18 protein-coding genes are annotated in these 22990 nt (G+C 67.8%); 7 read left to right on the forward strand and 11 right to left on the reverse strand.

Annotation, left to right across the window (positions count from 1 at the left end):
* Positions 1 to 5 precede the first annotated feature (5 nt).
* Together ubiB and AC5P6A_RS15735 are read right to left on the reverse strand one after the other, a co-directional pair.
* Positions 6 to 1661 (reverse strand): ubiquinone biosynthesis regulatory protein kinase UbiB, encoded by a 1656-nt coding sequence (gene ubiB / locus AC5P6A_RS15730; protein WP_058979718.1) that lies wholly within the window; start codon positions 1659 to 1661, stop codon positions 6 to 8.
* Positions 1658 to 2293 carry a ubiquinone biosynthesis accessory factor UbiJ gene (locus AC5P6A_RS15735; protein WP_021203737.1) on the reverse strand — a complete coding sequence of 212 codons (636 nt, stop codon included), beginning with the start codon at positions 2291 to 2293 and terminating at the stop codon, positions 1658 to 1660. The genes ubiB and AC5P6A_RS15735 overlap by 4 nt, the downstream gene beginning before the upstream one ends.
* Before the next feature lie 391 nt (positions 2294 to 2684).
* Between AC5P6A_RS15735 and ddlA the strand changes: the two genes are divergently transcribed.
* Positions 2685 to 3779, forward strand: coding sequence for a D-alanine--D-alanine ligase (ddlA, locus tag AC5P6A_RS15740; protein ID WP_026347246.1), 1095 nt, complete (start codon positions 2685 to 2687; stop codon positions 3777 to 3779).
* Positions 3780 to 3924: 145 nt separating this feature from the next.
* Here the strand turns inward: ddlA and AC5P6A_RS15745 are convergent, their stop codons facing one another.
* From AC5P6A_RS15745 to oleC, 3 genes are all read right to left on the reverse strand, one after another.
* Complete coding sequence (locus AC5P6A_RS15745; RefSeq protein WP_005407633.1) at positions 3925 to 4080, reverse strand: DUF1328 domain-containing protein; 156 nt, start codon at positions 4078 to 4080, stop codon at positions 3925 to 3927.
* An 81-nt stretch (positions 4081 to 4161) separates the two neighbouring features.
* Entirely contained in the window at positions 4162 to 5154 is a 993-nt protein-coding gene (gene oleD / locus AC5P6A_RS15750) for a 2-alkyl-3-oxoalkanoate reductase (RefSeq protein ID WP_134735589.1), read from the reverse strand.
* Positions 5151 to 6809, reverse strand: a complete 1659-nt coding sequence (gene oleC / locus AC5P6A_RS15755; RefSeq protein WP_164144813.1) for an olefin beta-lactone synthetase — start codon at positions 6807 to 6809, stop codon at positions 5151 to 5153. Before oleC ends, oleD begins: the two co-directional genes overlap by 4 nt.
* A gap of 104 nt (positions 6810 to 6913) precedes the next feature.
* Here oleC and AC5P6A_RS15760 point away from each other — a divergent pair, with 104 nt between their 5' ends.
* Positions 6914 to 7345, forward strand: coding sequence for a YkgJ family cysteine cluster protein (locus tag AC5P6A_RS15760; RefSeq protein ID WP_005407630.1), 432 nt, complete (start codon positions 6914 to 6916; stop codon positions 7343 to 7345).
* Between the two features lie 114 nt (positions 7346 to 7459).
* Here the strand turns inward: AC5P6A_RS15760 and AC5P6A_RS15765 are convergent, their stop codons facing one another.
* The 4 genes from AC5P6A_RS15765 to AC5P6A_RS15780 form a co-directional block, all read right to left on the reverse strand.
* Positions 7460 to 8350 carry an alpha/beta fold hydrolase gene (locus AC5P6A_RS15765; RefSeq protein WP_346715236.1) on the reverse strand — a complete coding sequence of 297 codons (891 nt, stop codon included), beginning with the start codon at positions 8348 to 8350 and terminating at the stop codon, positions 7460 to 7462.
* A 140-nt stretch (positions 8351 to 8490) separates the two neighbouring features.
* Complete coding sequence (locus tag AC5P6A_RS15770) at positions 8491 to 9507, reverse strand: 3-oxoacyl-ACP synthase III (RefSeq protein WP_346715237.1); 1017 nt, start codon at positions 9505 to 9507, stop codon at positions 8491 to 8493.
* A 103-nt stretch (positions 9508 to 9610) separates the two neighbouring features.
* The gene (locus AC5P6A_RS15775; RefSeq protein WP_019661896.1) at positions 9611 to 9928 is read right to left on the reverse strand and encodes a DUF4156 domain-containing protein; all 318 of its coding nucleotides are present in this window, start codon (positions 9926 to 9928) and stop codon (positions 9611 to 9613) included.
* Between the two features lie 194 nt (positions 9929 to 10122).
* Entirely contained in the window at positions 10123 to 12972 is a 2850-nt protein-coding gene (locus AC5P6A_RS15780) for a M16 family metallopeptidase (RefSeq protein ID WP_164144812.1), read from the reverse strand.
* A gap of 415 nt (positions 12973 to 13387) precedes the next feature.
* Here AC5P6A_RS15780 and AC5P6A_RS15785 point away from each other — a divergent pair, with 415 nt between their 5' ends.
* Both AC5P6A_RS15785 and AC5P6A_RS15790 read left to right on the forward strand, forming a co-directional pair.
* Entirely contained in the window at positions 13388 to 13864 is a 477-nt protein-coding gene (locus tag AC5P6A_RS15785) for an XAC0231 family protein (RefSeq protein WP_180877353.1), read from the forward strand.
* Positions 13865 to 13933: 69 nt separating this feature from the next.
* Positions 13934 to 14413 (forward strand): tRNA (cytidine(34)-2'-O)-methyltransferase, encoded by a 480-nt coding sequence (locus AC5P6A_RS15790; protein WP_021202091.1) that lies wholly within the window; start codon positions 13934 to 13936, stop codon positions 14411 to 14413.
* A gap of 376 nt (positions 14414 to 14789) precedes the next feature.
* Here the strand turns inward: AC5P6A_RS15790 and AC5P6A_RS15795 are convergent, their stop codons facing one another.
* Positions 14790 to 15953 (reverse strand): acyl-CoA dehydrogenase family protein, encoded by a 1164-nt coding sequence (locus AC5P6A_RS15795; RefSeq protein ID WP_155028793.1) that lies wholly within the window; start codon positions 15951 to 15953, stop codon positions 14790 to 14792.
* 258 nt (positions 15954 to 16211) lie between these two features.
* Between AC5P6A_RS15795 and AC5P6A_RS15800 the strand changes: the two genes are divergently transcribed.
* A complete protein-coding gene (locus AC5P6A_RS15800; RefSeq protein ID WP_019661900.1) occupies positions 16212 to 17888 on the forward strand; it encodes an electron transfer flavoprotein-ubiquinone oxidoreductase in 1677 nt (558 codons plus the stop codon).
* A 64-nt stretch (positions 17889 to 17952) separates the two neighbouring features.
* Complete coding sequence (locus tag AC5P6A_RS15805; RefSeq protein ID WP_021202094.1) at positions 17953 to 18354, forward strand: c-type cytochrome; 402 nt, start codon at positions 17953 to 17955, stop codon at positions 18352 to 18354.
* Here the strand turns inward: AC5P6A_RS15805 and AC5P6A_RS15810 are convergent.
* The gene (locus AC5P6A_RS15810; RefSeq protein ID WP_180877354.1) at positions 18348 to 21947 is read right to left on the reverse strand and encodes an ATP-binding protein; all 3600 of its coding nucleotides are present in this window, start codon (positions 21945 to 21947) and stop codon (positions 18348 to 18350) included. The genes AC5P6A_RS15805 and AC5P6A_RS15810 overlap by 7 nt on opposite strands.
* Before the next feature lie 75 nt (positions 21948 to 22022).
* Between AC5P6A_RS15810 and AC5P6A_RS15815 the strand changes: the two genes are divergently transcribed.
* Complete coding sequence (locus AC5P6A_RS15815) at positions 22023 to 22661, forward strand: response regulator (RefSeq protein ID WP_019661903.1); 639 nt, start codon at positions 22023 to 22025, stop codon at positions 22659 to 22661.
* The last annotated feature ends 329 nt before the right edge of the window (positions 22662 to 22990 follow it).

Below are 22990 nucleotides of genomic sequence, written 5' to 3' on the forward strand. Positions count from 1 at the left end.
GGGACCTACTTCCACCACGCGCGCGCCAGCGCCACTGCGCCCAGCGCACCGGACAACCAGCTCCACATTGGCAGGTCGCCCCAGTACCAGCCCGGCGGCTGCAGCACGTACATGAGCGCGGCAATGGCCAGCAGGCCCACGCCAGTGATCGCCCCCACCGCGCGCTTCTGCAGGCGCTGCACGCTGGCGTCCAGAGCGGCCAGGTCGCGCGAGCGCATCGACAGTTCATGGCGGCCTTCCACCTGCTGGGTCAGCCAGGCGTGTACCAGACGTGGCATGTCCGGGGCATGGGTCATGATTTCCGGCAGGCGCTTGCCGATCTCGCGTACCACCCGGCGCGGGCTGTAGCGCTCGCGCAGGATCTTCGCCAGCACCGGCTTGGCCACCGCCCAGATGTCGATCTGCGGGTCCAGCTGGCGGCCGACGCCTTCGATGTTCAGCAGGGTCTTCTGCAGCAGGATCAGCTGGGGCTGCAGGGTCAGCTGGTAACGCTGCGCCACGCGGAACAGCTTCATCAGCACTTCGGCCAGCGAGATCTGCGACAGCGGCCGGGTGAAGTAAGGTTCGCAGACCGATCGCACCGCCGCTTCCAGATCGTCGATGCGTACGTGGTCCGGCATCCAGCGCGCCTGCACGTGCAGTTCGGCAATGCGGCGGTAGTCACGGTTGAAGATGGCCATGAAGTTCTCGGCCAGGTAGTACTGATCTTCCTGCGAGAGCTGGCCCATGATGCCGAAGTCCAGGGCGATGAAGCGCGGGTTGGCGCGACGCGCCGGATCGGTGTCGACCCAGATGTTGCCGGCATGCGCATCGGCATGGAAGAAGTTGTCGCGGAACACCTGGGTGTAGAACACCCGCACGCCCTTGGCGGCCAGCGCCTTGCGGTCGATGCCGGCCTTGTCCAGCGCGGCGATGTCGTCGGACGGAATGCCCCACACGCGCTCCAGGGTCAGTGCGCGCTCGGCCGTATGGCTCCAGATCACTTCCGGCACGTACAGGTCGTCGCTGTTTTCCCAGAAGCGGCGCAGCACGCTGGCATTGGCGCCTTCGCGCTGCAGGTCCAGCTCGGCGGCCAGGGTGTTCTCGACCTCGGCCACCACTTCGCGCGGCCGGATTTTGTCGGCGCGCGGGTGGGTGCGCTCGACCAGCGCGGCCAGCGAATTGAGCAGGGCGATGTCGGCGTCGATCTGCTTCTCGATGCCCGGGCGAAGTACCTTGACCACCACCTGGCGGCCATCGGCCAGCGTCGCCGCGTGCACCTGTGCGATCGAGGCCGAGGCCAGCGGTTCGGTGTCGAAGCTGGCGAAGGCCGCACTGACCGGCAGGCCGAGCGCGTCCTCGACGATGCGGCGCGCGGTCTCGCCATCGAACGGCTTGACCCGGTCCTGCAGCAGGGTCAGTTCATTGGCCACGTCCGGTGGCACCAGGTCGCGGCGGGTGGACAGGATCTGGCCGAACTTGACGAAGATCGGGCCGAGGTCCTGCAGCGCCAGGCGCAGGCGTGCACCGCGCGACTGTGCGGCGATGTCGGCCGAGGCCCGCGGCACGAACGGCTTGGCCAGGCGCAACCAGCGCTCGGCCGGTGTGCCCTGCAGCAGGTCGTCGAGGCGGTAACGCAGGATCACCCGGCCGATGCGGCTGGCCCGCAGCACGGCCTTCATGCGGCACCCCGCAGGCGCTGCACGCGAGCACCCAGACGCTCGACGTCATCGCGCAGCACGTCCACGTCATCGTGGAAGGCGTCCAGCTCGGCACGCGGCACCACATCGCGCGATTCCTCGGTGATGAACTCGGCGGCGCTGTGGGCCAGATCGATCGCGCCCTGGCGCGCGTGCTGCAGGCCGTTGCGCAGGGTGTTGGCAACCTGCACGCCCAGTACCTCGCCGAATACGCTGACGAAGGGCTGCTGCCAGTCCGGGTCGAAGCCCTTGGCCAGCTGCTGCAGGCGTCGCGCCAGTTCGGCATCGCCGGCCACGCGCACGCGACCCTTGCCGTTGCTGTCACCGCGCCGCGCGTTGGCCAGCAGCGGCAGCTGCGCCAGCACGCCGGCCAGGCTGCTGCGCACGGCCAGGTCGGCTTCCTGCGCGTCCACCGGACCGACCCGCAGCTGGTCGCCGTCGACGCTGATGCGCATCGCCAGCGACGGCGCTTCCAGGGTCAGGTCGATGTGGCGGCCGTCGAGGCTGGCCAGGGCATGGCGGGTATCCGGATCCAGCGCCAGGGCGCGGTTCAGGGCGATCTGCAGGGCGCGGCCAGCGACCGGCTTGAGGGACTTGAGCAGGGAAGGAGCCATGGGCGCATTCTACCTGCGTGGGTGGGGGGCTTGGGCCGGGCTGCCGCCCGGCACCCGCAGATGCAACAGCCAGGGCAACATCAAAAGCTGGCTATCCGTGGGATGGCGGGGTGGGTCCGGTTGCGGGGGACGCTGCAAGTACGTCCATGTAAGCTCGGTCGCGCCATCCATGGCGCTCACGCCCCCGCAACCGGACCCACCCCGCCTTCGACAGCTTGCTGCGATCTGTCGGGACGGCGTTCTGTGTTGCTGTTGGTGGGTGTCGACCTTGGTCGACACGGTAGATCCACGCCATGCGTGGATGGATTTCTGGTTCATCTGTGCCTCACGCGGTGGGCCGATGAAGGTTCATGCTATGGGGCCACGCAACGCACAGGACATCGCATTCCCCATGGCACGGACCCGGGTCGGCATCATCTTCGGTGGCAAGTCATCCGAGCACGAAGTTTCCCTGCAGTCGGCGAAGAACATCCTCGATGCGCTTGATCGCGAGCGCTTCGAGCCGGTGCTGGTCGGTATCGACAAGCAGGGTCAGTGGCATCTGAGCCAACCCGATACCTTCCTGATCAATGCCGATGATCCGTCGCGCATCGCCCTGCATCGGTCCGGTACGTCGCTGGCGGTGCGCCCGGGCGCCGAGCAGGCGCAGCTGCAGCCGTGCGATGCGGCCAGCGCGCTCGGCCAGATCGATGTGGTGCTGCCGATCGTGCACGGGCCACTGGGCGAGGACGGTGCGCTGCAGGGGCTGCTGCGCATGGCCAACCTGCCCTTCGTCGGTTCACCGGTACTGGGTTCGGCGGTGGCGATGGACAAGGACGTGACCAAGCGCCTGCTGCGCGACGCCGGGCTGCAGGTGGCACCGTGGCTGTGCATCCGTCGCCATCAGGCGGCGGCAGTCGATGTCGATGCGGTGATCGCGCAGCTCGGCCTGCCGTTGTTCGTGAAGCCGGCCAACCAGGGTTCGTCAGTGGGGGTGAGCAAGGTCAAGGATGCAGCGGGCTTCGCCGAGGCGCTGGCATTGGCGCTGCGCTACGACCACAAGGTGCTGGTGGAATCGGCGGTGGTCGGCCGCGAGATCGAGTGCGCGGTGCTGGGCAATGCGCACCCGCAGGCCAGCCTGTGCGGCGAGGTAGTGGTACACGACGAGTTCTACGCCTACGACACCAAGTACATCAACGACGATGGCGCCGACGTGGTGGTGCCGGCAGACATTGATGGCGCAACGCAGGCGCGTATCCAGCAGATCGCGCTTCAGGCCTACCGGGCGCTGGAGTGCGCGGGCATGGCGCGCGTGGATGTATTCCTCACCGCAGCGGGCGGGATCGTCATCAACGAGGTCAACACGCTGCCGGGCTTCACCCGCATCAGCATGTACCCGAAGCTATGGGGCGCCAGCGGCGTGGACTACACCACGCTGATCACGCGCCTGATCGAACTGGCGCTGGAGCGCCACGAGGCCGATCGCGGATTGCACAGCGCCGTGTAGCGGCGCTGTGTGTAGCGTCGAGCCATGCTCGACTCACGAGAAGCAGTCGAGCACGCTCGACTCTACAAAGGGGCGTGCCGACCAACGATCGGCACCCACCGGAAAGAGCAGTGCCGGCCGGCGGCCGGCACTACCCTGCGGTCTACTAGCCTCGCTTGCGGAACATCGAGATCACCGCAAGGATCAGGAACACCACGAACAGGATCCAGGCGATGTTCGTTGCGGCGCCGGCGATACCGGAGAAACCCAGAACGGCGGCGATGATGGCGATGACAAAGAAGATGATGGCGTAGTGCAGCATGGCGCTCCTCGCGGGTGGTCGAGCCTTGGATGGCGTGGGTCCATCCTCCCGATCCTGCGGTGTGCAACCAGTGATGGCGATCTATGCAGCAGATGAAGCCTTCAGCCTGCGCAGCCCTTCTTCGATGCTGACTTGCGGCACGTAGCCGAAGTCACGGCGCGCCGGTTCCATGCTGTACCAGTGTGGCGTACACAGCTGTTCGGCCAGGAAACGGGTCAGCGGCGGCTCCCCGCGCAGTCGCAGCAGCGGCCACAGCCGCTCGCAGACAGCGCCGATGCGGTAGGCGGTCTTGAAGCTGATCGCCTTGTCCACCGTCGGCGCACCCACCGCAGCCAACAGCTTGTTCACCAGCTCGCGCATCGGCAACGGCTCGCCATTGGAGATGAAGTAGGCCTTGCCCGCGCACGCAGCGCCCGGTGCCAACGCTTCGAAGGCGAGGAAGTGCGCCAGCGCGGCATTGTCGATGTAGGTGGTATCGACCTTGTTGCTGCCATCGCCCACCAGGCGCAGGCGGCCCTGCCGCGCACGCTCGGCCAGGCGCGGCACCAGCTGCTGATCGCCAGGGCCCCAGATCAGGCGCGGACGCAACGCCATCGTCGCCAACGCGGCATCGTTGGCGGCCAGCACGCGCTGTTCGGCGATCGCCTTGGTGGCCGCGTACGGCGCCTGGAAATCTTCGCCGTACGGCACCTCGTCGGCGCCGAGGCCTTCCACCGGATGGGTAGCGCGATGGGTCACGCTGGGCGTGGAGGTGTAGACCAGCCTGCCGATGCGGTGCGCGCGGCAGGCTGCGATGACGTTGTCGGTGCCGACCACATTGGCCTGGTGGTAGCTGTCATAGCTACCCCACGCGCCGGCCTTGGCACCATTGTGGAACACCGCATCGACGCCGGCCACCGCATGCAGCACCGCCTGCGCATCGGCCAGATCACCGCGGATCTGGCCCACGCCCATCGCCTGCAGTTCGGGGTAGTGGCTGCGGTTGAACGCCAGCACCTGGTGGCCACGCTCAACCAGCCCGCGGCACAGCGCCTGACCGAGGAAACCACCGCCGCCGGTGACCAGGATTTTCATGCGCGCTTCTCCAGTTCGGCGCCGGCCCAGACGGCGAGCTTTTCGCGGCCGATCTTGGCGTTGTGACGGATATCGACGGGGAACGCCGGATGCACCAGGACGTGCTGCAGGTTCGCATCGGGCAACCGTGCGGCGGCTTTCGCACGCAGGGCCTCGCGCAAGGCCGGGCTGTCGCTCTGCCCGCGCTGCAGTTCCACGCACAGCACCGGTACCTGTGCACCGGCCGGGCCAACACCCACCAGGGCCGTGCGCGCCACGCCGGGCACGGTGTTGAACACCGGCTCGACCTGTTCGGTGTACAACGGCCCCTGCGCGGTTTCCACGCGATGGGTCTTGCGGCCGCAGAACCACAGACGGCCCTGTGCATCAAAGTAGCCCACGTCGCCCATGCGATGGACGATGCGGGTGCTGCCATCGGCCAGCGTCTCGCGGATCTTCGCCGCCGCGGTGGCCTGCGGGCGGTTGAAGTAGCTGTCGGTGGCGGTTGGGCCGGCCACAGTGATTTCTCCCACCTCGCCGGTGGCCAGCACACGTGCCTGCGACCAGTCGGCCAGCGGCGCGTCATCGATGGCGATGATGCGGACCTCGTTCGGTTCCACCACGCTGCCCACGCAGGTGCCAGCGCCGGCCTCGGTGGCGGCGCGGGTGCGCTCCAGCTCACGACCCTCCACCACTGCCACCGGCAGGCACTCGGTGGCGCCATAGGGAGTCCAGAACTGCGCATCGGCCGGCAGCAGGCTGCGGATGGTGGCGACCACGTCCGGCGGCACCGGTGCACCGGCCGAGGTCACCCGGGTCACCGTCGGCAGCGGCCGGCCATGCTTCGCCAGCACCCGCATCAGCGCGGGCGAACCAAACAGCTGGGTCACGCCGAAGCGCTGGATGGCATCGTGCAGGCGTGCCGGGTCGGCCTGCGCCGGCCGCGTCGGGTCCATGTCCGGGATCACCGAGGTCAGGCCCAGCGCCGGGTCGAACAAGGCAAACGGCGGGAAGGTCGGCAGGTCCACCCCGCCCGCTTCCATGCCGAAGGCACTGCCCAGCAGCTGGATCTGGCCGACGAAATGGCGGTGGCGGTAGACCACGCCCTTGGGCACGCCGGTGGAGCCACTGGTGAACAGGATCGCGGCCATGTCCTCGCCATCGGTGTCGGCCAGCATCGGCCCAGCGCTGGCGCCGGCGCGCTCCAGCGCGGCCAGGCTGGTGCCGCCCCAGCCGAGGCGGCGGCCGACAGTGACCAGGCGGGTCGCCGAGGGCGCCCAGCGCAGCGCCAGCCGCGCCACATGCGCCAGTGGAATGCCGATGAAGGCCTGCGGCTGCGCCTCGTCCAGGCACTGCTTCAGGGCGCGCTTGTCGATGCCCGGGTCGACCAGCACCGGCACCGCCCCCAGCTTGAACAGCGCGAACATCAGCAGGAAGAATTCCGGCGAGGGCCGCACCATCACCACCGTGCGCACCCCGCGGCCGATCCCGTAGCCGGCCAGACCGGCGGCCATGGCGTCGCTGCGGGCATCCAGCTGGCGGTAATCGAGGGTGACGTCGTAGGCGGCCATGCCGTTGCCGGCGCCTCGGCGGCCCGGGCAGCGGATGGCGATCTGATCGGGGCGTTCACGCGCCAGTTCAGGCAGGCGCGCGGCAATGTTGCAGGGTCGGTTCATCCGTTCATTGTCGCCGCTTACGGAATTTCTTGCGCGGCGGCCGACTTCGTGGAAAATCCGCACCCTCGTTCCCGATTCCGACTGCCGCCCGAGGCGGCTTGCCCATGCAACATCCCTGCATGACCTGCGGCGCCTGCTGCACCCAATACCGCGTGGCCTTCCACTGGATGGAATCGGACGAGGTCACCCCCGGCGGCGTGCCGCACCAGCTTACCGAGGTGCTGGACCCGCATCGCCTGTGCATGCGCGGCACCCATTCCAAGCCGGTGCGCTGCGTCGCGCTGGATGCGCAGATCGGCGTGTATTCACGCTGCACCATCCACCCCAACCGGCCCAGCGTGTGCCGCGAGGTGGATGCATCGTGGGAGTATGGCAAGGCCAGCCCGCAGTGCGACAAGGCGCGCATCGCCTATGGCCTGGATCCGTTGACGCCGGCCGACTGGCGCTGGCGCGATGACGCCGACAATGACGACGACCATCCGGACGACAACGGCAACAGCCCTTCCTCGCCGCCGCAGGCGCCGGTCGCCGCGTAATGGTAGTGCCGGCCGCTGGCCGGCAACCTCATCAACCCTTCGGGTGTGCCGACCAACGGTCGGCACCCACCGGAAGAGGAAGGGGTGGATGCCGACCGTTGGTCGGCACACCGATCAGATCGGGTTGGCGTCCAGGAACGCGCGGATTTCCGGCACCAGCACCTCGTGCTTGTCCTCCAGCACGTAATGCCCGGCGTCCTCGAACGCATGTACCTGGGCCTTCGGCAGCGCGGCCTGGAAGCCCTTCAGGAAATGATGGTCGAACACGAAGTCGCGCAGGCCCCAGCCGAGAAAGGCGGGACTGTCGGCGAACGACGGCAGCGCCTTGCCGGCGCGTTCCAGCAGCGACCAGGCCTTGTCGGCCGGCGACAGCGGGATGTCCTGCATGAAACGGATGGTGCTGATGCGGTTGGCCCAGCTGTTGTACGGCGACACGTAGGCGCGGCGCACGTCGGCCGGCATCTTCCGCTCCACGCCCAGCCACGAGGCACCGGAGGAGAACGCGTTGAAGCTGCGGATGATCCACTCGCCGATCTTCCAGTGACGGCCCAGCGCGATCTGCCACGGCATCTTCTTCGCCGCCGGCATCGGGAACGCGGCGGTGTTGAGCACCACCAGGCGCTTGACCTGGTCGTGGTGCGACAGCGCCCAGCCGAAACCGATCATGCCGCCCCAGTCGTGCACGGCCAGGGTCACCGGTCCGGTGATGCCCAGGTGCTTGAGCAGCGCATCGAGGTCGTCCACGCGCGACTGCAGCGTGTACTCGTAGCGGCTGTCATCAGGCTTGTCCGACAGGCCCATGCCGATATGGTCCGGCACGATGCAGCGGTAGGTGTCCGACAGGCCGGCCACCAGCGTGCGCCAGTAATAGCTCCACGACGGATTGCCGTGCACCATCACCACTACCTCGCCGTCGCGCGGGCCTTCGTCGAGATAGTTCATCGACAGGCCCGGGCGCACTTCGAAGCGCTGCGGGTGGGCGGGGTAACCGGGAAGATCGCGCATGCGGAGCACCTTGGAAGAATCGCGGCGCGGTGTAGCGCCGAGCCATGCTCGGCGGCTCTCCGGTCAGGCCGCGGAAGAACCGCGCTGTGCGCGTGAGCCGAGCATGGCTCGGCTCTACAGGAGGTCGGGCAGCGGGCTGCTTACCAGACCACTTCAGCCATCGAACAGTTCAGGCCGGAACCAATGCCCAGAAGCGCGATGCGATCACCCTTCTTCAGCTTGCCCAGCTGCTTGAGCTTGCTCAGCACGATCGGCACCGAGGCCGGCCCGATGTTGCCGTGCTCGCCGAAGATGGTCATGACCTTCTTCGGGTCGATGCCGAAGTTCTTGATGAACGCAGCGGTGTGCGGCTGGCTCACCTGGTGGATCACGAACTGGTCCAGCTCTTCCACGGCCCAGCCGAGTGCGATCTTGGCGGCGGTGAAGGTCTTCTGTGCCAGCTTGATGCCTTCGATCAGCAGCAGGCGGGTGTCGGTGACCATGCGGTCCAGGTTGCCCAGGCACAGCTGGTTCCACTCGGTCGCCGAGCGGGTGACGCCACCCTTGTAGCGCGGCGCGTCCGGCACCAGCTCCGAGCGCGCCATCACCATCGCGGCAGCACCCGAACCGGTGGTCAGGGCCGCCAGTTCGTTGCGGAAGTCGTCGGCGGTGACGTCCGGAGCGGTCATGCGCTCCAACGTCTTCTCGTACACCAGGTTGGCGGTCTCGCCATCCACCACCAGCGCGTAGTCGATGTCACCGCGCTCGATCATGCGCGCGGCGATATCCATGCCGTTGATGAAGGCCAGGCAGGCGTTGGCGACGTCGAAGGTCATGCATTCGTCGCTGACGCCGAGGTTGCCCGACACGATGGAGGCGGTGGACGGCTCCAGGTAGTCGCGGCTGACCGAGGTATTGACCAGCAGGCCCACCTGCGTCGCATCGATTCCAGCGTCTTCCAGCGCCTTGCGGCCGGCCATGGTGGCAGCGTCGGACGCCAGCATGCCGTTGTCCCACAGGCGGCGCGCGTGGATGCCGGCGATATCGCCGAGCACGTCGGTGCGGATGCCCAGGCGATCCAACGTCGGCTGCAGGCGTTCGTTGATTTCCCTGGTGGTCAGCGTATGCGGTGCGTCGACGTGTGCCAGGCCGGCGATCGAGACATTCTTGAAGAGCATCGAGGTTAGCGCCAAGGCTCAGGCAAAAGGGGGCGCTATTCTATAACCCCGGGGGCCTTCACCGCATCTTTACGAATTCAGCGCTGGCCGTATGGTGAAGCGTTCAGCGCGGTGGGCACTGGAACGCGGCGAAGCGCTGGCTGCCATCGGCCGGGGCCGCAGCGGCCTGCACGGCATTGGCACCTGCGCTCGGGGCCTCGTTGCGGGCCAGCGTTTCCAGCTCTTCCTGCACGCGCAGCGGGTTGCGGTTGTAGAAGCCGACCTTGCTCTTCACGGTGACGACCACTTCGCCCCTGGCGATGCAGCCAGCGGGAACGGGGCCTGCCGGCAGTACGCGGGTCGCCTTGCCGGCCGGTTCGATCGGCACCCAGGTACAGGCGGTGACGGTGAGCAGCAGGGAGGAAAGCAGCAGAACGCGCATGGGCAGATCCTGGAAGGGTATGGGGGGATTCTGCCTGAACAGCCTGAATCGGGGGTAGCCGTGGCGGAGCCCAGGTAGCGCCGGGCCATGCCCGGCGAGCGCACAGCGCGGCATGGCTGGCCGCCGGAAAGCCGCCGGGCATGGCCCGGCGCTACCACGGGAGACCTGCCCGCCGTGGCGGGCAGGCACATCCCTTATTTCTTGACCGGGTTGCCTTCGGCATCGATTACGGTCACCTCGCCCAGGTTCAGCGCACGCACGGCCGCTTCGGTCTGCTTGAGATCACCCACCACCACCCAGGTCAGCGCCTGCGGCTTGATCTCGGCGGCGGCCTGCTGCACCTGCGCCGGGGTCATCGCCTCGATCTCGGCCTTGCGACGCAGCACGTAGTCGTCCGGGCGCTTGAACTGCACGATCGAGCCGATGGTCGAGGCCACCGCGCTGGCGGTCTCGTAGGCACCGGGCAGGCTCAGGGTCTGGATATTGCGGATGCGGTTGACCTCGGCAGCGGTGGCCGGCTTGCTGCCATCGGCGAACGCGGCGATTTCCTTGCGCATTTCCGCCAGTGCCGGGCCGGTCTTGTCGATCTGCACCGGCGCGCTGGCCATCCACGGGCGCTGGCCCACCGAATTGACCGCGCTGCTGCGCGCACCGTACGACCAGTGCTTGTCTTCACGCAGGTTCATGTTCAGGCGCGAGGTGAAGTCGCCGCCGATCACACCGTTGGCGATGTCGAAGCGGGTCGAGCTGGTGGCGCTGGAAGGTGCCACCACCTGGCCGGCGAACAGGTTGGCCTGCACCGCGCCCGGCTGGTCGATCAGGAACACGCGCGGGCCCTTCGGCAGCGCCACGTCGGTGGCCGCCTTCACCTGCGGGGCATCGCCGGCAGCCTTCCAGTCGCCCAGCTGCTTGTCCAGCAGCGGCACGATCTCGGCCAGGGTGGTGTCGCCGACCACGATCAGGGTGCCGTTCTGCGGGCGCAGCCAGTCGTGATGGAAGTCGACCAGGTCCTCGCGGGTCAGGCCGTTGATCGCCGCCTCGTCGCCACTGCCGGTGAACGGAATGGCATACGGGTGGCCCTTGCCGTACAGCAGCGGGGGCAGCACGCGCATCGCCACCGCACCCGGGTTGACCTTCTCCTGCTGGATGCCCGCGATCCAGCTCGCCTTGACCCGGTCGATCTCGCCCTGCTCGAAGCGCGGTTCGCGCAGCAGGTCGCGGTACAGCGCCAGCGACGGCACCAGGTTTTCCTTCAGCGCCGACAGGTCCACGCTCATCGAGTCCAGGCCGGCCGAGGCATCCAGGCTGGCGCCCAGCGCATCCGCCGCATCGGCGAAGGCCAGCGAGCCGAGCTTGCCGGCACCTTCGGTCATCAGGCTCATGGTGAAGTTGGCGGTGCCCGGTTTGCGGCCCTGGTCGGCACTGAAGCCGCCCGGGAACTGGTAGCTGAACTGCACCACCGGAATCTCATGGCGCTCGGCCAGGATCACCTGGGTACCGTTCTTCAGTGTCGCGCGCTGCAGCGCCGGGAACTTCAACTGCGGGAACTCGCGGGTCTGCGGCACGCCGGCCTTGCGGTCGACCTGCTCCGGCAGCGTGCTGTACTTCGGGTCCACCGCTGGCACGGTGAACGGCTTCGGCGCCTGGCTCGGATCTTCCTTCAGCGCCACGCGCTCACCCGGTGCGATCACCAGGGTGTGGCTGCCCTTGTCCAGCCACTGCGCGCCGAGCCGGCTCAGATCGGCGGCACTGGCCTTCTCGATGTTGGCCAGCGAGGTGCGGAAGCAGCCCGGGTCGCCGGTGAACACCGCACATTCTGCAAGGGCGTCGGCCTTGCCGCCGAAGCCACCGATGCGCTCGATGCCGCGGATGAAGCCGGCGCGGGCGCCGGTCTTGGCGCGCTCCAGTTCCGCGGCGGTCGGGCCCTGCTTGATCAGCCGGTCCAACTCCTCGTCGATGATCTTCTCGACCTTGGCCGGGTCCTGGCCCTGCTTGACCGTGGCCATGATCACGAAGTTGGAGCCCAGCTGTGACGTGGAGAGTCCGGCAGCAATGCTGTCCACCAGCTTGTCCTGGTGCTGCAGGCGCTGGCTCAGGCGCGAGGACTTGGCACCGCCCAGCACCTGCGCGAACAGCTGCAGCTGATCGACCTCGGTGGTGCCGACCTGCGGCACGTTCCAGGCGCGGTAGATACGCGCCTGCGGCACCTTGTCGGTCATCGTCTCGCGCGTATCGGCGCTGCGCTTGGCCACGTTCACCGCCGGCTGCGCCATGGTCGGGCCGGCCGGGATGCTGCCGAAGTACCTGGAGACCTTTTCCTTGGCGGTGGCCAGGTCGATGTCGCCGGCCAGCACCAGCACCGCGTTGTTCGGGCCGTACCAGGTGCGGAACCAGGTCTTCACGTCGTCCAGCGACGCCGCGTTCAGATCGTTCATCGAACCGATCACGCCGTGGTGGTACGGGTGGCCCACCGGATACAGCGCCTTGTTGAGCTGGTCCCAGGCCTGGCCGTAGGGCTGGTTCTCGCCTTGGCGCTTCTCGTTCTGCACCACGCCACGCTGCTCGTCCAGCGCCGCCTGGTCGATCGCACCGACCAGATGGCCCATGCGGTCCGATTCCATCCACAGTGCCATGTCCAGCGCGGTGGTCGGCACGTTCTCGAAGTAATTGGTGCGGTCGGTGTTGGTGGTGCCGTTCTGGTTGGTGGCACCCACCTGCTTGAACGGCTCGAAGAATTCGCCGTCGTGGTTTTCGCTGCCCTGGAACATCAGGTGTTCGAACAGGTGCGCGAAGCCGGTACGGCCGGCCGGCTCGTCCTTGCTGCCCACGTGGTACCAGACGTTGACCGCGACGATCGGCGCCTTGCGATCGGTGTGCACGATCACGCGCAGGCCGTTGGGCAGGGTGAACTGCTCGTACGGGATATCGACCTTGGCCGGTGCGGCCGGCTTGGCCGCCAGCGCATGGGAAGGCACAAGCGTGCCCAGGGCGGTGCTGAGGGCGACAGCCAGCAGTGCAGCGCGCGGGCGAAGGGCGAGAGACATATCCGGATCCTTGGTCACGAAGGTGAACCCCGATCCTAGCCTGCGCGCACAGCGGCCGGAATCGGCCAGCAGTCACTGGGGGTGTTTGCCTCCTTGCCCCTCCACCCCTGCTTTGCGGCCCGGGAGGGGCGGTCACAAGCGCCCGCAGGCAACGTCCGGACAGTGTCCGCGGCCCGAGGAATGGACAGGTGTCCGCCCACCGGACACTTCTCTACCCGAACAAACCCCTTCTAAATCAACAACTAAAAGTTGGCACGCGGATTGCTTGGTAGTTCCTGCGCCAGGAAGGGCTTCAGACGAAAGCTGACTGAAGACTGAACAAATGCAGGAAATCGAAAATTTTCCTTGCAAGCCCAGAATTGGTGTACTACCTTACTACCACACCACTGATCACCAACACTAAACAGGCCCCGTCATGAACGCCAAGACCATTGCCATCGCCATCGCCCTGATTGCCGGCACCGCGGTTGTTTCGTCGGTGCAGGCCTCCGAATCCATCAAGACGCTGTCCACCGTGCAGGTCCGCCCTGCCGCCGACCAGCTGGCCCAGCAGGCCTGGGAACAGGCCAGCGGCATCCCGACCCTGGCCACCGTGGAAGTGCGCCCGAGCGCCGACCAGCTGGCCGAGCGCAACGGCTACGTCGCCGCCCCGGTTGCGGCCGCGATGCCGATCACCACCCTGGCCTCGGTGGAAGTGCGCCCGAACCTGGAACAGCGCGTCGCCCTGGCCGCCGAGCTGGAAGCCCAGCGCTACGCCGCGACCCTGGCTGCCGCCGCCACCAACGTCGCCAACTCGGTCATCGTCAACCTGCCGGCCCTGCAGGTGCGTCCGAGCGCCGCCGACCTGCAGGCCCTGGCCACCGAAACCGCCCAGGTCCTGCTGCGCCCGTAACCGGTGCCGCCCTGCCTCGCGCAGGGCGTGCGCCGTAAAGGCGGCCGCCGTCGCAGGTACACTGCGCCGATGAATGCCGCGCCCCAGTTCCACGTGATCCTGTTCCAACCGGAAATCCCGCCCAACACCGGCAATGTGATCCGGCTCTGTGCCAACACCGGCGCGCAGCTGCACCTGGTCGAGCCGCTTGGCTTCGCACTGGAAGACAAGCAGCTCAAGCGCGCCGGGCTGGACTACCACGAGTATTCACGCCTGCAGGTGCACCCCGACCTGGACACCGCGCTGGCGCGGATCGCACCGAATCGGTTGTTCGCACTCAGTACCCGCGCCAGCGTGCGCTACGACAGCGTGGCCTTTGAAGAGGGCGATGCATTCCTGTTCGGGCCGGAAAGCCGTGGCCTGCCGCAGGACGTGCTCGATGCCCTGCCCGACGGCCGCCGCCTGCGCCTGCCGATGCGGCCGGGCAACCGCAGCCTCAATCTTTCCAACACCGTTGCGGTGGTGATGTACGAGGCGTGGCGGCAGCATGGGTTTGCCGGCGGCGCGTAGCGCCACGCGCCTCTCTTCTGCCTGATTGTTGCTGTGGCGGGCGCATGCGTTCATGGGCGTTACTTTTCTTTCCGCGCGGAAAGAAAAGTAACCAAAAGAAACGCGCCGCCATCCGCGAGCCGGTGCTGCGCACCGGTACCCTGCGCCCCTCTGCCCGCCGGGGGACGGCGCGGAACTCGCTGCGCTCAGACACCCGCGCCTCTTCGCCCCCGCCGGACCTGCGGTGCTCGGCTCGCTTCAAGGCGGACCCGACAGCCGCGCGGTACAGGCTGTCCTTGAACCCATCGCGGTCCGGTGCGCGGTTCGGCACACCGATCGCTCGCCTGCGAATACGCTACTGGACAATGCCGGCCAGCGGCCGGCACTACCGGTGCACTCAGAACGCGTTGATGCCGGTCAGTTCGCGGCCGATCACCAGCTGGTGCACGGTCTCGGTGCCTTCATAGGTGATCACCGATTCCAGGTTCAACGCATGCCGGATCGCCACATGCTCGGTGGTGATGCCAGCCCCACCGAGCAGATCGCGACACTCGCGGGCGATGTCGATGGCCATGCGGCAGTTGTTCCACTTGGCCAGGCTGACCTGCTGCGGCTGCAGCTGGCCGGCTTCCTTCAGCCGGCCCAGTTGCAGGGCCAGCAGCTGTGCGGTGGTGATGCGGCGGGCCATCTCGGCCAGCTTGATCTGCGCGCTCTGCGTGGCCGCCAACGGGCGGCCGAACAGCACGCGCTCCTTGGCGTAGCCCAGCGCCTCATCCAGGCAGGCGATGGCCGCGCCGATCGGGCCCCAGCTGATGCCATAACGGGCCTGGGTCAGGCAGCCCAGCGGTCCCTTCAGGCCCTTCACGTTGGGCAGGCGGTGACTGTCGGGCACGCGCACGTCATCGAAGTACAGCGCGCCAGTGAGCGAGGCACGCAGGCTCATCTTGTGCTTGATTTCCTGGGTGCTGAAGCCGGCCATGCCCTTCTCCAGCACGAAGCCCTGGATCCCGTCCTCGGTCTGCGCCCAGACGATGGCCAGGTCGGCCACCGGGCCGCTGGTGATCCACATCTTGCTGCCGCTGATGCGCCAGTCGCTGCCGTCCCGCACCGCGCGGGTCTTCATGCTGGCCGGGTCGGACCCGCCGTGCGCCTCGGTCAGGCCGAAGCAGCCGATCAGTTCGCCGCGCGCCATCGCCGGCAGCCACTGCTGGCGCTGTTCCTCGCTGCCATAGGCGTAGATCGGGTACATGCACAGCGAGCTCTGCACCGAGACGAAGCTGCGCAGGCCGGAATCGCCGCGCTCCAGCTCCTGGCAGATCAGGCCGTAGCTGACCGCACCGAGGTCGCCACCGCCGTACTGCGCCGGCAGGGTCGCGCCGAGCAGGCCCAACGAGGCGATCTCCGGCACCAGTTCAGACGGAAAACGGGCCTGGTCGAAGGCATCGCCGATGATCGGCAGCACGCGCTCGTCGGTGAAGCGGGCGACACTCTCCTGCACCGCACGCTCTTCCTCATTGAGCAGGGAACGGACATCGAACAGATCGTACGGATGCAAAGCCATGGCACTCACACGCAGTCAGGACCCGGCCATTGTCGGTCATCCGGGCAGCGCGTGCCGACCAGGGTTGGCCCACCACCAGGGCTGAGGCACTACGCTGCGCTGCAGCAATCGTGCGGTGAACGGCGTCTATCTAGCTCGATCACGCGCGTCCCGGTACCCTGACACATTCAAACAACCGTTTCGCCCGTGGCCGCACGCGCGATTCCCAGGCACCGCCGGTGGCCCCGATGCCGGCCCTACCCACGAGTCATGCAATCGATGAGCGCTGAAGCCAACGCCCTGCCCCCGCGTGAAGTAATGGAGTTCGACGTGGTGATCGTCGGCGCCGGTCCTGCCGGCCTGGCCACCGCGATCCGCCTGCGCCAGCGCGCGATCGAAGCCGGTCGCGAGCTGTCGGTGTGCGTGCTGGAAAAGGGCTCCGAACCGGGCGCGCACGTGCTCTCCGGTGCGGTGATGGACCCACGCGCACTGACCGAACTGTTCCCGGACTGGGCCGAACGCGGCGCACCGCTGAAGCAGAAGGTCACCCGCGACGAATTCCTGTTCCTCAGCGAGACCGGCGCACGCAGCACGCCCAACGCGCTGCTGCCGGAGTGCTTCCACAACGAAGGCAACTACATCATCAGCCTGGGCGAAGTGACCCGCTGGCTGGCGCAGCAGGCCGAGGCGCTGGAAGTGGCGATCTTCCCGGGCTTTGCCGCCGCCGAAGTGCTGTTCGGCGACAACGGTGAAGTGATCGGCGTGGCCACCGGCGACATGGGCATCGAGAAGGACGGCAGCATCGGCCCGGCCTTCGAGCGCGGCATGGCGCTGCACGCCAGGTACACGGTCTTCGCCGAAGGCGCGCGCGGCCACCTCGGCCGCCAGCTGATCGCCCGCTACAAACTGGACGAAGGCAAGGACCCGCAGGCCTACGGGATCGGCATCAAGGAGCTGTGGCAGATCGACCCGGCCAGGCATGAGCCGGGCCTGGTGGTGCATGCGGCTGGCTGGCCGCTGGACAGCGACACCTACGGCGGCGCGTTTCTGTACCACGCCGACGGCGGCAAGGTCGCCATCGGCTACGTGGTCGGCCTGGACTACAGGAACCCGTGGCTGAGCCCGTTCGAGGAGTTCCAGCGTTTCAAGACCCATCCCTCCATCCGCAAGCACCTGGAGGGCGGCACCCGCATCGGTTACGGCGCCCGTGCAATCACCGCCGGTGGCCTGCTGTCGCTGCCCAAGACGGTGTTCCCCGGGGGCGCGCTGGTCGGCTGCGAGGCCGGTTACCTCAACGCCAGCCGCATCAAGGGCAGCCACGCCGCGATCAAGACCGGCATGCTGTGCGCCGACGCCGCGTTCGACGCGCTGGCTGCTGATCGCCAGCACGATGAACTGAGCGCCTACCCGAAGGCGTTCGAAGCCAGCTGGCTGTTCACCGAACTGCAGCAGGCCAAGAACTTCAAGCAGTGGTTCAAGAAGGGCCAGACCGTGGCCACGCTGATGACCGGCGTGGAGCAGTGGCTGCTGCCCAAACTGGGCGTGCGCAACCCGCCGTGGACCCTGCATCGCACCCAGCCGGATCATGCCTGCCTGGAGCCGGCGGCCAAGCACACCCGCATTGCCTACCCGAAGCCGGATGGCGTGCTGACCTTCGACCGCCTCAGCTCGGTGTTCCTGAGCAGCACCAACCACGACGAGAACCAGCCCAGCCACCTCACGCTGAAGGACCCGAGCATTCCGGTGAAGGTGAACCTGGCCGAGTACGCCGGTCCGGAAGCGCGCTACTGCCCGGCCGGCGTGTACGAGTTCGTCGGCGAAGCCGACAGCGCGCGCCTGCAGATCAACGCGCAGAACTGCGTGCACTGCAAGACCTGCGACATCAAGGACCCCACCCAGAACATCGTGTGGGTGACCCCGCAGGGCGGCGGCGGCCCGAACTACTCGGGCATGTGATCGCCCCGGGCTGCGACCGCGTGTCGCAGCCCGGCGGCTCGACCGCACCGCTATCCTGCCGCCCATGCGCGCCGACCGCCTGCTCATTGCCATTGCCGTGTCCCTGCTCGCCACGGCCTGCCAGCGCCCGCCTGCTGCGCCCGCCACGCCCGAACAGGCCCGGCAGCAGGCCATGCAGCGCGCGTTCGAACTGTGCGCCGGTTGCCACACCGTGCAGCCCGGCGGCATCCACCGCTTCGGGCCGAACCTGCATGGCGTGATCGGCCGCCGCGCCGGCAGCTTGCCCGACTACGGCTATTCCGAGGGCATGCGCCGCGCCGACATCACCTGGAGCGCGCAGACCCTGGATGCGTTCCTGCAGTCGCCCACCCACGTGGTGCCCGGCACCCGCATGTACAACGCCTTTCCCAGCGCCGAACGCCGCGCGCTGGTGATCGCCTACCTGCAACAGCAGTCGGCTCAGTGAGCCAATCGCTGCAGCTGGTGCTGCAGCCGTGCCACGAACGCCGTTACAGCGGCGAACACCGGTGCCGGATCGGTCTCGCCCGCATCCTGCAGGCGCTCGACCAGTGCGTTGGCCTGCCCGGCCAGCACCGTCGCCCCAACCGCACCCATGCCGCCGGCCAGGCGATGCAGGTGCAGCGCCGCGGTTTCGCGGTCGCCGGCCTGCACGGCGCATTGCACGGTCGCCAGATCGCCCTCGCTGGCCTGCAACAGGCTGTCGCGCAGCTGCTCGGCCACCACGCGTGAGCCGAACCGCCGCTGCAGGCTGGCCAGATCAGGCAGCGTCCCGCCATCGTCGGCAGCGGGTCCGGCCTGCGGCTCCACAACCGATAGTCCCTGCGCCTGCGGCAACCAGCGCAGCAGCGCGGCGCGCAGGGTTGCCAGCGACAGCGGCTTGGACAGTACTTCGTCCATGCCGGCCTCGCGGCAGCGCCGTGCATCGTCGTCCAGTACGCTGGCGGTGAGCGCCAGTACGGTCAGCCGCGGCTGGCCGTTGCGACCCTCGCGTTCGCGCAGCAGGCGGGTGAAGGCGAAGCCATCCAGCACCGGCATCCGGCAATCGGTGATGACCAGATCGAACGGCTCCGACGCCAACCGGTCCAGCCCCTGCTGGCCATCGCCGACCAGCACATGCGGCACACCCAGCTGCTGCAGGCGCCAGGCCATCATCGCCTGGTTGGTCGGATGATCTTCGATCACCAGCACGCGTGCCTCGCGCAACGCCGGCGGCAGCAGCGCCGCCTGTTCCTCCTCGGCGGCAAGCGCTTCAACATCGCCACGGCCGGCTTCCACCAGCGACAGCCGCACCTCGGCGCGGGTACCCTCGCCCAGCGTGCTGTGCAGCTCCAGTTCGCCGTCCATCATCTGCACCAGGCGCTGGCAGATGCTCAGGCCCAAGCCGGTACCACCATGGTCACGCTGGATGTATGCACCGGCCTGGGTGAACGGCGCAAACAGGTGCTGCAACTGTTCCGGCGCGATTCCGATGCCGGTGTCGGTGACGCTCAGGCACAGCGGCTGGCTGCCGTCTTCGGCGGTCGGCCCCAGCACTTCCAGCTGCAACCGCACTTCGCCGCGCACGGTGAACTTGATGGCGTTGCTGAGCAGGTTGAACACGATCTGGCGCAGGCGCACGCCATCCACTTCGTGCGCCGCTGCCAGCTGTGGGTCGATCTGCACGTGCAGGTCCAGCCCACGTGCACTGGCCTGCGCCGACAGCAACCGGCACACGCTCTCCAGCAAGGGCCGCAGCGGCTGCGGCACCGGTTCCAGGCGCAGTGCGCCGGCCTCCAGCCGCGAGTAATCGAGAATATCGTCGAGGATCTGCCGCAGCATCTGCGCGGAATCCTCGATCACGTCGAGAATGCGCTGCTGCTCGGCATCCAGCGGCGAATGGGCCAGCACCTCAAGCATGCCCAGCACGCCGCTCATCGGCGTGCGGATCTCATGGCTCATGGTTGCCAGGAAACGCGACTTCGCCTCCGCGGCCTGTTCGGCCTCTGCCTTGGCCGCAGTCAGGGCCTCGGCCTGCGCACGCGCCTCGCTGACGTTCACCCAGTAACCACTCCAGATCACCGCGCCCGCTTCCGCAGCATAGGGATGGGCCTGGCTGCGCACCCAGCGCGCGCCGGTGCCTTCAGGACGCAGCCGGAACTCGAGAATGAGCGGCGCGAACTGCCGCGCCGCCTGCTCGACCGCATGCAGGATGTGCTCGCGGTCATCTTCTTCGATGCGCTCCAGCAGGCAGGTTGCATCCTGTTCGGCCTGCTGCCGGCTGATCCCGAACAACGCCTGCAGGTCACCGGCAATGAACGGGAAACTGAGGGTTCCGTCAGCCGCACGGCGTGCCTGATAGACCACGGCGGGCAGGTTGTCGGTGACTTCGGCCAGGCGCTGTTCCAGATGGCGACGCCCGGCTACCTCACGGCGCAGCCGCCAATGCCCGATGGCGTGCACCAGCAGCGCGGTAAGCAGCACCAGCAGCAGCGGCACGCCCCAGCGCGCCACGCGGGTCCACTCGAGGCCGTTGCGGTATTCGACGGCCAGCCAGTCGCCGCGCAGGGCTTCGCGCTTGCGTGGGGTCATCTGCAGCAGCAGGCGGTCGAAGGTGGTGGCCAGGGCGGCATGGCGACGCTCGACAGCCAGCACCAGCTGATCGTTGAAGCCGGCCGGTGCGGCCACCTGCAGGCGCCCCGGGAAGCGGTTGCGCAGCAGGTGGTCCACCACGGCCAGATTGCCTATATAGGCGTCGGCGTCGCCATTGATCAGGCGCTGCAGGGCCTGTTCCGCGCTGCGCGCTGCGATGACCCGGGCCTGCGGTGCCTGCTGCAGCACATAACCACGCACGCGCTCCGGATCGGACAGCAGCACCCGCTTGCCCTGCAGGTCTGACAGGCCCAGCAGCGCCGGGCTGTCGCGCCGGCTGACGATCACGTTCGGCACGCTGATGAAGGGCTGGCTGAACACCCAGTCCGGGCCCAGGTAGCGCGAATCGGCCGGAATGCCCATTACCGCCTGCAGCTCGCCGCGGCGCGCCTTCTCGCGCACTTCGTACCAGTCATGGCTGTTTTCCACCTGCAGGTTGGCGCCGGCCTGCAGCAGGCGGCGCAGGTATTCGCTGGCCAGGCCGCTGGGGTTGCCATCCTGGCCGGCGAACGACAGTGGCGCCGCGTTCGGCGCGAAGCCGATCCTCAACGGTTGCTCCAGTACCCGCTTCTCGGCCTGGCTCAGCGCCAGCTGTGCCGATGCCGACCACCGCGGAGGTGGCAGCCAGCGCTGCGCCAGCGCATCGCGCTGGGCCTGGCTGGTCGCGGCCAGCGCCAGGTCCAGCGCTTCAGCCAGTGGCTGCTTGCCGTTGGGAATGCCGAAGTGCAGTCGCTCCGGCGGGAGATCGCTGGGGCGCAGCAGCACGACGCCCTGCAGGTCCTCGCGGGCGATCAGTTCGGTGGCCACATAGGCATTGCCGATGTAAACGTCGGCCTTGTCGTCTCTGACCATCTCCAAGGCCGCCAACGAGTTGTTTGCGACAAGCTGGCGCGCATGCGGAAAGCGGGCGCGCACCTGGGGCCCGGTCAGGAAGTCCTGCTCGATCACCACCCGCAGTCCGTCCAGATCGGGATTGTCGGAGGCACGCAGGTCATCCGGGCGCCCCACCAGGGCCAGCGGGGCCTCGCCATAGGCGGCGGTGTAGACCATGCAGCGGGTGCGGTCGGCACTGAGCCCGACGTTCATCACCACATCAATCTCGCCACGACATGCCGCATCCAGCACGGATGTCCAGTCGGAGTAGCGCCTTGCCTCCACCTTCACGCCCAACTGACGGGCAAGAAGCGACAGATAATCCGGACCCAGGCCAACCTGTTGGCCATCACGGAGGGACTCGAACGGTGGCCAGCCACTGTCATACTGACCCACGACGATGCTCGGATGGGCGGCCAGGTACTCGCGCTGCAGGGGGCTGAGCGGCAACGGCCCGGGCACCGCCTGCGCCAACGCTGCCGGCAGCGCCAGTACGACCAGCAGCAGGACCAGCCCGCGAACAGCCCAGCTACGCATCGGCGTCGATCTCCTAGAATCCTGCCAGGGACCGCGATGGTCGCGGCCCAGCCAGCCCGGTGGCCATACTAGAGCATGAGCTTGCGCATCATCATCGCAGACGACCACCCGGTGGTCCGTATCGGTACCCGCGCCGTCATCGAATCGAGCGGGGTGGGCCGCGTGGTCGGCGAAGCCGACAGCGCGCAGGCGCTGATGGCCCTGCTCGGCAGCCAGCCCTGCGACCTGCTGGTGACCGACTACTCCATGCCGGGCAGCCCGCAGGCCGACGGCTTCGCCATGATCGGCATGATCCGCCGCCGTCATCCAGACCTGCCGGTGCTGATGCTCAGCGTCTCCAGCAATCTGGCGATCCTGCGCATGGTGCTCGACAGCGGCGTGCTCGGCCTGGTCGACAAGAGTTCGTCGATGGACGAGCTGCCGCAGGCCATCCAGTCGGTCTACCGCGGCCAGCCCTACATCAGCCGCAGCCTGCGCGAGCGGGTCGAGGCTGCCGGCAGCTGGCGCATGCGCGAGGGTGACGGCAAGCCGCTGTCGCCACGCGAGGTGGAGGTGCTGCGGCTGCTCGGCACCGGCATGACCGTGAAGGAAATCTCGCTTCAGCTGCACAAGAGCGTCAGCACCATCAGCCGGCAGAAAGGTGATGCCATGCTCAAACTGGGCCTGAAGGGCGACGCCGAGCTGTTCGATTACCTGCGCGACGGCAAGATCTGAGAGCCAGATCGCACAGGAAGGGCATCTGGCACTGCCCTCTTTGACGGGCCGCCGATCTGTGCCAAGATGGTGGGGCATGAGTTCCCAATGCGAGGTCGAAGGAATCGACCGGCTCATGTCCTCGCTCCCGTCCCTGGTGGACGTGGCGCGGTTCCCTGCCGGCCGTCTGGCCCGGCAACGCTGACCATGGAGAGGCGCATGCAACATCCCCCCAAGCTACGCTGGACCCTGCCGTTGCGGCCTCTGCGCGCATTCGCGGCGTGCCTGCTCGTCTCTCTTTCCGCTGCCGCCTGCAGCGCCGCCGATCCGGTCCCCTCGTCCTCCCAGCC

The sequence above is a fragment of the Stenotrophomonas sp. YJH_SMC_20 genome (genome assembly GCF_059367845.1).

Coding starts and splice junctions, on each gene's coding strand:
- ubiB (WP_058979718.1), bottom strand. CDS start 1,661: ATGAAGGCCGTGCTGCGGGCCAGCCGCATCGGCCGGGTGATCCTGCGT.
- AC5P6A_RS15735 (WP_021203737.1), bottom strand. CDS start 2,293: ATGGCTCCTTCCCTGCTCAAGTCCCTCAAGCCGGTCGCTGGCCGCGCC.
- ddlA (WP_026347246.1), top strand. CDS start 2,685: ATGGCACGGACCCGGGTCGGCATCATCTTCGGTGGCAAGTCATCCGAG.
- AC5P6A_RS15745 (WP_005407633.1), bottom strand. CDS start 4,080: ATGCTGCACTACGCCATCATCTTCTTTGTCATCGCCATCATCGCCGCC.
- oleD (WP_134735589.1), bottom strand. CDS start 5,154: ATGAAAATCCTGGTCACCGGCGGCGGTGGTTTCCTCGGTCAGGCGCTG.
- oleC (WP_164144813.1), bottom strand. CDS start 6,809: ATGAACCGACCCTGCAACATTGCCGCGCGCCTGCCTGAACTGGCGCGT.
- AC5P6A_RS15760 (WP_005407630.1), top strand. CDS start 6,914: ATGCAACATCCCTGCATGACCTGCGGCGCCTGCTGCACCCAATACCGC.
- AC5P6A_RS15765 (WP_346715236.1), bottom strand. CDS start 8,350: ATGCGCGATCTTCCCGGTTACCCCGCCCACCCGCAGCGCTTCGAAGTG.
- AC5P6A_RS15770 (WP_346715237.1), bottom strand. CDS start 9,507: ATGCTCTTCAAGAATGTCTCGATCGCCGGCCTGGCACACGTCGACGCA.
- AC5P6A_RS15775 (WP_019661896.1), bottom strand. CDS start 9,928: ATGCGCGTTCTGCTGCTTTCCTCCCTGCTGCTCACCGTCACCGCCTGT.
- AC5P6A_RS15780 (WP_164144812.1), bottom strand. CDS start 12,972: ATGTCTCTCGCCCTTCGCCCGCGCGCTGCACTGCTGGCTGTCGCCCTC.
- AC5P6A_RS15785 (WP_180877353.1), top strand. CDS start 13,388: ATGAACGCCAAGACCATTGCCATCGCCATCGCCCTGATTGCCGGCACC.
- AC5P6A_RS15790 (WP_021202091.1), top strand. CDS start 13,934: ATGAATGCCGCGCCCCAGTTCCACGTGATCCTGTTCCAACCGGAAATC.
- AC5P6A_RS15795 (WP_155028793.1), bottom strand. CDS start 15,953: ATGGCTTTGCATCCGTACGATCTGTTCGATGTCCGTTCCCTGCTCAAT.
- AC5P6A_RS15800 (WP_019661900.1), top strand. CDS start 16,212: ATGAGCGCTGAAGCCAACGCCCTGCCCCCGCGTGAAGTAATGGAGTTC.
- AC5P6A_RS15805 (WP_021202094.1), top strand. CDS start 17,953: ATGCGCGCCGACCGCCTGCTCATTGCCATTGCCGTGTCCCTGCTCGCC.
- AC5P6A_RS15810 (WP_180877354.1), bottom strand. CDS start 21,947: ATGCGTAGCTGGGCTGTTCGCGGGCTGGTCCTGCTGCTGGTCGTACTG.
- AC5P6A_RS15815 (WP_019661903.1), top strand. CDS start 22,023: ATGAGCTTGCGCATCATCATCGCAGACGACCACCCGGTGGTCCGTATC.